This is a genomic window from Glaesserella sp. (assembly GCF_041817755.1).
Taxonomy (GTDB): Bacteria; Pseudomonadota; Gammaproteobacteria; order Enterobacterales; family Pasteurellaceae; genus Glaesserella.
Window position 1 is genome coordinate 1 of record NZ_JBGYBX010000006.1, and the last position, 7,364, is coordinate 7,364.

7 protein-coding genes are annotated in these 7,364 nt (G+C 43.6%); 2 read left to right on the top strand and 5 right to left on the bottom strand.

Annotated features, from left to right (window positions below; all coding sequences use genetic code 11):
- A partial coding sequence (locus ACEYKX_RS00445; RefSeq protein WP_373768011.1) for an IS3 family transposase occupies window positions 1-113 on the top strand: 113 nt, incomplete at its 5' end.
- A gap of 64 nt (window positions 114-177) precedes the next feature.
- Here the strand turns inward: ACEYKX_RS00445 and ACEYKX_RS00450 are convergent.
- Both ACEYKX_RS00450 and ACEYKX_RS00455 read right to left on the bottom strand, forming a co-directional pair.
- Window positions 178-816 (bottom strand): DsbA family protein, encoded by a 639-nt coding sequence (locus ACEYKX_RS00450; protein ID WP_373768079.1) that lies wholly within the window; start codon window positions 814-816, stop codon window positions 178-180.
- A 66-nt stretch (window positions 817-882) separates the two neighbouring features.
- Window positions 883-1,152 carry a YihD family protein gene (locus ACEYKX_RS00455; RefSeq protein ID WP_373768080.1) on the bottom strand — a complete coding sequence of 90 codons (270 nt, stop codon included), beginning with the start codon at window positions 1,150-1,152 and terminating at the stop codon, window positions 883-885.
- Between the two features lie 84 nt (window positions 1,153-1,236).
- Here ACEYKX_RS00455 and mobA point away from each other — a divergent pair, with 84 nt between their 5' ends.
- The gene (gene mobA, locus ACEYKX_RS00460) at window positions 1,237-2,349 is read left to right on the top strand and encodes a molybdenum cofactor guanylyltransferase MobA (protein WP_373768081.1); all 1,113 of its coding nucleotides are present in this window, start codon (window positions 1,237-1,239) and stop codon (window positions 2,347-2,349) included.
- 55 nt (window positions 2,350-2,404) lie between these two features.
- Here mobA and ACEYKX_RS00465 read toward each other — a convergent pair whose 3' ends face one another.
- From ACEYKX_RS00465 to ACEYKX_RS00475, 3 genes are read right to left on the bottom strand one after another with little or no spacing between them, the layout of a single operon-like run.
- Complete coding sequence (locus ACEYKX_RS00465) at window positions 2,405-4,444, bottom strand: TonB-dependent siderophore receptor (protein ID WP_373768082.1); 2,040 nt, start codon at window positions 4,442-4,444, stop codon at window positions 2,405-2,407.
- Window positions 4,445-4,473: 29 nt separating this feature from the next.
- Window positions 4,474-6,435: a Fe(3+)-hydroxamate ABC transporter permease FhuB gene (gene fhuB / locus ACEYKX_RS00470; RefSeq protein WP_373768083.1), complete on the bottom strand. Its 1,962-nt coding sequence runs from the start codon at window positions 6,433-6,435 to the stop codon at window positions 4,474-4,476.
- On the bottom strand, window positions 6,429-7,298 hold the full coding sequence (locus ACEYKX_RS00475) for an iron-siderophore ABC transporter substrate-binding protein (RefSeq protein ID WP_373768098.1): 870 nt from the start codon (window positions 7,296-7,298) through the stop codon (window positions 6,429-6,431). Before ACEYKX_RS00475 ends, fhuB begins: the two co-directional genes overlap by 7 nt.
- Between the last annotated feature and the right edge of the window lie 66 nt (window positions 7,299-7,364).

A 7,364-nucleotide genomic window follows, 5' to 3' on the forward strand; every position in this document is an offset into this window, starting at 1 on the left:
AATTACAGGCAGAAATTGAAGAATATTTGGTGTATTACAACCAAAAACGAATTAAACCCGACTTAAAAGGATTGAGCCCGGCACAATACCGAGCTCAATATTTACGTGAGTAACCTGTCCAACTTTTGGGGGGCAGATCAAAAAGCGGTCGATTTTTTTGATGGGGTTTTGAAAGGGTTATTTTTTCACTAAGAATAACACGGCATCAATATAGCGTTGTACGAATTCATTGGTTGAGCCGGAATCCGAGAACCCTTCCGCATTGATTTGATATTGTTCGTTGACAAAGAATGCCGGTACACCGCGAATGTTCAACGCTTCAGTCGCTTGATTCTGTTTGGTGACTAATCCGTTGACGGCAAAACTGTTGATGCCGCCGTCGAATTGTTCCGCGGTGATCCCGTTGGCAAGGAAAATCGTACGAATGTCATCCATGGATTTGATGGTATTTTTTTGTGCCGCCTCAAATAACGGGGTTTTGACTTTGTCTTCCGCCCCGAGTGCCATTGCCAGCGCCCATGCGCGGGTTAATTCCTTGGATTGACGACCCAAAAAGTCCACGTGATATTGTTTGAATACCGCCCCCTCAGGTAAGCCTGCTTTGATTTTGCTCGGGATTTGATAAGTTAATTCAAAATCGTAGCAATGCGGGCAGTAGAAGGAGAAAAATTCCAACACTTCTTTTTGTGCGGACGGTACTTGGCGGATTTCCGTGTATTCTTTACCGGCAGTCGGTTCTTGAGCTGCTACGGTCGTACTGAACGCACTGAGGGCGGAAAGGGCGATAAAAACGGTTTTTAAAGCAAATTTTTTCATAATTTCCTCAAATAAAAATAAAATCGGCTGCCCGAATCAAGCAACCGAGCAGGCGGTTTGACAAATTTAGTTATTTAAAATTCCGCGTGCTTTTAATAACGCAGTTTTGAAATCGTCTTCGTAATCTTTTTTCAGTCCGGGGATCACTTCATTTTTATCTTTTCCGCGCATTTTAAGCTGATAGATCAAGACTTCGTCGCGTAGTGCGTCTAAATCGTTCGGTTTGCCGACCTCTTCGGCTAATTTGTGTAATAAATCCAACAGGTGAAGATCCGGTTCTTTGCGCCAGTGTTCGCCCAGCAGCTCCAACACTTCGTTTAAACGTTTGCATTTCATAGAAAATCCTTAAAAGAATTTGGAAAAAACTAGGCGGAATCATATACTTTTAAGGTCAATTTTGCAAAAACAAGGGGAAAATAAATGCAATTTAATCAAGTTCAAGGGGTAATTTTAGCGGGAGGGCTTGCCCGTCGTTTGAATGGAGTACAAAAGGGATTGCAACTTCTGCAAGGTAAGCCTTTGATTTCTCATATTTTGGAAAGATTATCCCCGCAAATTTGCAAAATTTGGCTGAATGTGAACCGCTTGCAAGCACAATATCAGCAATATTATCCCGATATTCCGCTTTATGCCGATCGCCTTGAAGGCTTTCAAGGAGCGTTAAGCGGTATATTATCGGGCTTTGAACAAATCGACAGCGAATACTTGTTATTTGTCCCTTGTGACAGCCCATTTTTGCCTGAAAATCTTGTCGTAAAACTGAGCACAGCCTTACAGATTAATCATGCTCACATTGCCTACGCCCACGACGGTGAACGCCCACACCCGACCTTTGCCTTAATTCACCGTTCTGCATTACCTGCATTACAAGATTATCTGCATAATGGCGAACGCCGTCTATTTCAGTTTTTCCAAAGCCAACGCAGTATTGCCGTTGATTTTTCCGAACAAAAGCAGGCGTTTAAAAATTTTAATACCCCGGAAGATTTTCTTCCTTATTCCCTCCCTCCACTTGCGGGGGGAGATGTCCGTAGGACGGAGGGGGGCATTCCGTTATTAGCAATCACGGGATATAGCGGCACAGGCAAAACCACTTTACTTGAAAAGCTCATTCCCCAGTTAAATCAAAAAGGGATAAAGGTAGGTTTAATTAAACACTCTCACCATAATGTCGATGTCGATAAAGCAGGCAAAGACAGCCATCGCCTACGTTTAGCGGGAGCAAATCCGACAATGATTGTCTGTGAACAGCGTTGGGCGATGATGGTGGAAACGAATACTCTAGCGTCTTTTAATGCACTGGTAAAACAGATGGAAACACAAGATGTCGATCTGATTTTAGTCGAAGGCTTTAAACATGAAACCTTACCGAAAATTCAGTTACACCGAAAAGAGATGGATAAACCCTTACCTGAGTTAGATCCTTTTACACTCGCCACCGCAACGGATTATCCGTTGGAAAGAGAAAATCTGTTGGATATTAATGATGTGGAACAGATTGCGGAGTTTGTGGTGGGGTGTTTGAAAGGGTAATTTAGCTTAAATATTGGTGCGAGCTAGACACTCGCACCAATTAATTTAGATATTATTAGAATTTATAGGTTAAATTCGCAGTGACTTTACGTCCTTGTCCGTAGTAGCACCAAGTTGCATCACAAGCACTGACAAATTTCTTATTTGCTAAATTAGATACATTGACTTGAGTAACCCAGTTCTTTGTCAGATCATATTTAGCCATCAAATCAACGAGTGTATAGGCTGGTACTTTAACATCTGTTATGCCGTTTGTACTTGTTCCAACATAGCGAACGCCAGCACCAACTTTTAATCCATCTAATTGATTTCCTTTAAATGCATAATTTACATAAGCAGAATAAGTGTGTTTTGGAATAACAGCCGTACGAGTTACGCTCATATTATTCACATCACTTCCTGTGTATGTTTTTGATTTCGTGTATGTATAAGCAAGTGAAGTGGATACATTTTCACTTAAATTAAGATCCGCTTGCACTTCAACACCATCACGGGTTTGTTTACCTGCTTGTTTTTGTACAAGCGGTGAGTTTGGATCACTAATTAACGCATTTTTTTCTTGTAAATCAAAATAAGCAACAGAAATTGTTCCATCTACGAAAGAGGGTAGATATTTAACACCGACTTCGTGTTGAGTACCTTGGTAAGGTTTATAGCGAATCAACTCGCCATTAACTACAGAGCCTGAAATAGGTTTGAAGGATTGAGCATAATTATAGAACGGTGCTAAACCAATATCAGAAACATACATTACCCCTGCAGAATAGGTATTCTTGGTAATGTCATAGCCATTATTTCCCCATTTAGGATCGATCACTTCTCCCTTAGCGTAATCACGTCTTGCTCCTAAATTAACAAGTACTTTATCATCAAAACGGAATTGATTCTGTAAGTAAATACCTAATTGACGATCTTTATTGGTGTATGGATTGACTGCCGAATAAGGTTCAGTGGCTGTTGGATATGGTCCATAAACACTATTTACTGCAACAAAACCATAGCCATTTGCACCATAGTTTTTCCCGTGAGAATAATCACTTCCAACAGTAAGTGTATTTTCAATACGATTCATTTTCCAAGTTTTACTGATGCGGTTATCAAGAGAGTGTGTAAAGGTTTTACCTCTTGCGATCATTGTACTTAAACCACCCCAATAAGATGCACTAAATTGATCTTTATTACTGTAAGCATAGCGATAATTTGATGCAAAGACTAAATCATCTGCAAATCTATGTGTAAATTCATAGCCAATCGAGTATTGATTACGTCTGAGTCGTTCATTGATATTTTCTGCAAAATTTGTACGAGGTGAGAGATTAAGTGCTTTTAGTTCGTTATAGCCACCAGGGAAAAAGCCCGATGATGGCACACCATCATCGTGTTGCACACTCGCTAATAGAGTTAAATTAGTGTGTTTAGAAATATCCCAAGATAGGCTAGGTGCAAAATAATAAGCATTTAAGTAACTACCTCTTGGCTCGCCATCTTTGCGGTTGTAGTCAGCAACTAATCGGAAACGTAAATTTTCATCAATCACATGATTGTAATCTCCTGAAATACCTCTCTCATTACGATTACCAAAAGTCACTTTAATTTCACCTTTTTGTTCAGCCATTGGGCGTTTACTGATTAAATTAATTAGACCGCCAGTATTTGCAGTACCGTAGGTTAAAGAGTCTGCACCTTTTACAATTTCAACCGCTTCTAAACCATACATATTGGGTTGCCAGTGATAAAAACCATAGCTATACATTGTCGTGCCATCAATACGCAATGTTGGTTCAAAACCACGAATGCGGATCCAATCGTGTGTATCAATATCACCACCGTAAGGCTGGCTTAGAACGCCAGCCTGATAACGTCCAATTTCATCAGCTTGTTGATATCCTTTCTCTGAGATTTGCTCTTGTGAAATCACACTAACAGATCGAGGTGTCATATAATCAACTTTCCCAGCCTTTGCAACTGACCCCACCACACTCACTTCATCGAGTACAGCAGTATCTTTATTCGCAGGCTGATTTGCCATTGCATGACTTGCAATGGCAAGTAGTACTACTTGAGAAATTGTTGAATAAACAAATGTTTTTTTCATTTTAAAGTCCTTTGAGTTAATAAAATAAGTTACACCCTTCTCACCATCAGCAAGAAATAAGTCCCCCCAATCAGAGTTGCCACTAAACCGGCCGGCACTTCATAAGGGAATAACATCTGCCTGCCGAGCCAGTCGGCAAACACCATAATCAAACCGCCAATAAGGGCAGAGATTAAAATCTGGGAACTCGCTCGGTTTACGCCGAGAAAACGGGCGATATGCGGGACGAGCAAGCCGATAAAACTGAGCGGTCCGATAATCAAAGTCGCTAATGCCGTCAGTAATGCGGTAAATAAAATCAAAATCCAACGGGTACGTTTTAGGTTCAGCCCTAAGGCTTGTGCCATCTGGGCTTGTAATGCCAATAACTCAAGCCAACGGCTGAAAATCAGGCTAATCCCTAATAGAACAAGGCTTATCAAGAAAAACGGCACGGCAAGATCCGCCCCGATTTGGGTCGAACCAGATGTCCACGCAATCAGCTGGTTCGCTCTTGGATCGCCACTGGCAATGGCTATGCGTTGTAAGGTATCGAACAGTGCCGACAGGCTGATCCCCGTAAGTAGCACCTTTTCGGGCAACATTCCGTTGCGTTGGTTGATCGCTGTGAGCACCAACAGAGCCACAACCGCCCCTGCGATACCTGCCAGCCAATACCATTCCGTTTGGGCGGTGCTGGCAAGGAACAGCACGGCCAAAATCCCCATACTTGTGCCGGACGACACACCGAGCAGTTCAGGGCTTGCCATCGGGTTTAGAGTTAAGCGTTGTAACAACACGCCAGCCACCGCCAATAAAGTCCCAACAGCAAGGGCGGTCAAAATGCGTGGGTAACGTAGCTCGACAAGCGGTGCGTAAAATTCGTTAAATTCCAATACATTCCAACCGCTTGTGCCTTTGCCTAATGCGAGTGCAAGCCATAGCACGAGTGCAAAAACAAACACAATCGGCAGTAAGGTGTAGTGATGAAAACGGCGAGATAGACGAGTTGATGTTTCTGTTAAACGCCCCGTATTTGATAGCGAGCGGAACATCAGCCACAGCAGTAACGGTGTGCCAAGCAGAGCCGTCACCGCCCCCGTCGGCAAGTTAATCCCTTTAAAATGGGCAAGCAGTTGTAGCAGTAAATCCGTGACCGCCAGTAGTAACGCCCCAACAGCAAACGCCCCGAGTAATTGCCATTTCAGCGTTCGCACACCAAGTTGGCGAATAATGGTGGCGGACGCTAACCCGATAAAACCGAGCATACCGACACAACTTACCACCGCTGAAATCATATAAGCACTGATAAATACCCCGAAAAAACGCAGGCGATTAACAGGCACGCCAAGGCTCTGAGCATTGCTGTCGTTTAATGAAAGTATGGCGAGCGGACGAAGCAACATTGCAATTAATCCGCCACAAATCACCGCTTGTATTGCCAAAAATTGCGGATCTCGCCAGCTCTCTTGTGCCAAAGAGCCTGCCCCCCATTGTGCCAATCCCCGTGCTTCTTCAGGGTAAAACAACATCATCAAGGCGGAGAATGAACCAAAATAGAGATTAACCACCAAGCCAGCCAAAATCAGCAACAACGGCGACATTGTTTTTCGCATTGCTAACGTCAGAACCAAGATCAGGCTTAAACCAGCCCCGACTAACGCAATGGCACTTGAACTTATGTCTAGCCAATTCGGTGCAAAAATAGCGGTAATAAACAGGGCAAACTGCGAGCCGGCACTGATCCCAAGTGTGTTATCGGAAGCCAACGGATTTGCCATCACTTGTTGCAACAGCAAACTTGCCAAACCGAGCATTCCGCCAGCCAATAACGCAATGGCAATGCGTGGCAAGGTGTAGCTTTGAATTAACAAAATATCAAGATGGTCACTGGCTTGAAATAGATTAACAAGGGATTGCTGTTCAGGCAGTTGCACGCCGAGTAGCCACATCATCAGCCCGATAAAACACGCAGACAGTAGAACAAACAACATCTGTGGACGATTTACCATTGCTCGCTCCCGTGAATTAAGCCGTTTGCCAGCACTTCCGCAAAGCGTTGTGCCGATGGAATAGCCCCGAATGTCCAAACTTCAGGCAAAATCAGCGGATCTTTCGCCATTGCCAATTTCTGCCATAAGGTGTTGTATTTCAAGGCAGAGCCGATATTTGACGGATAAGGTTTAACCACAACAAAACGACTTTCTGGCGGTAATTTCGCCAGTTGGGTCACGTCTATAATCTCAAATCCCCAGTTGTTGTGATTGCCTTGCCAACTGTTCTTAAAACCAAGTTGAGACAGCACCGCTCCAAACGGACTATTTTCTGCATAAACTCGCAGGTGACGTGTGTCGATAAATTGCACCAACAGCACAGGACGGTCGGTAAAGGGTTGTACAAGCGGTCGAATTTCAGCAATTTTTTGCCAATACTTATTCAGTAACTGTTCCGCCTGTTCAGGCTTTCCAATAATATCGGCAATTTGCTGAGTGGCTTCGACCACATTCTGCCACGCATCGCCTTCTTTATAGAAATCGACCAAATGCACCTTGCCGAATTTTTCCAGCATCGGCGTGGCAGACGCATAAAATGAAGAGTTGATAAACAGCAAAGGCTGAGCGTCTAGTTGTGTCGAGAGTTGCCAAAGCTGTTCAGGGTTCGGTTGCAAACGAATACCGAGATCGAGCGTATTTTCAGGCAGTTTTGGCTCAGACACCCAAACTTTGTAGCTTTCCGCATCGCCAACGGCTTTGGGATGTTCATCAAGGGCAATCAAGGTTTCAGCTACCGTCCAATCCAATGTCGCTAGACTACGTTGCGGTTCGCCTGCGGATAGGGGATTTGCAAAAAGGAGGAAGAAAGTGACCGCTTGTATAATCAAGATCGAACTTCGCTTTAGCTTTTGCCAAATCTCCCCTAACCCCTCTTTGCTAAAGAGGGG

What these genes read in the sequence shown, in the direction of transcription:
- ACEYKX_RS00450 (WP_373768079.1), bottom strand. Translation starts at nt 816, where the DNA reads ATGAAAAAATTTGCTTTAAAAACCGTTTTTATCGCCCTTTCCGCCCTC.
- ACEYKX_RS00455 (WP_373768080.1), bottom strand. Translation starts at nt 1,152, where the DNA reads ATGAAATGCAAACGTTTAAACGAAGTGTTGGAGCTGCTGGGCGAACAC.
- mobA (WP_373768081.1), top strand. Translation starts at nt 1,237, where the DNA reads ATGCAATTTAATCAAGTTCAAGGGGTAATTTTAGCGGGAGGGCTTGCC.
- ACEYKX_RS00465 (WP_373768082.1), bottom strand. Translation starts at nt 4,444, where the DNA reads ATGAAAAAAACATTTGTTTATTCAACAATTTCTCAAGTAGTACTACTT.
- fhuB (WP_373768083.1), bottom strand. Translation starts at nt 6,435, where the DNA reads ATGGTAAATCGTCCACAGATGTTGTTTGTTCTACTGTCTGCGTGTTTT.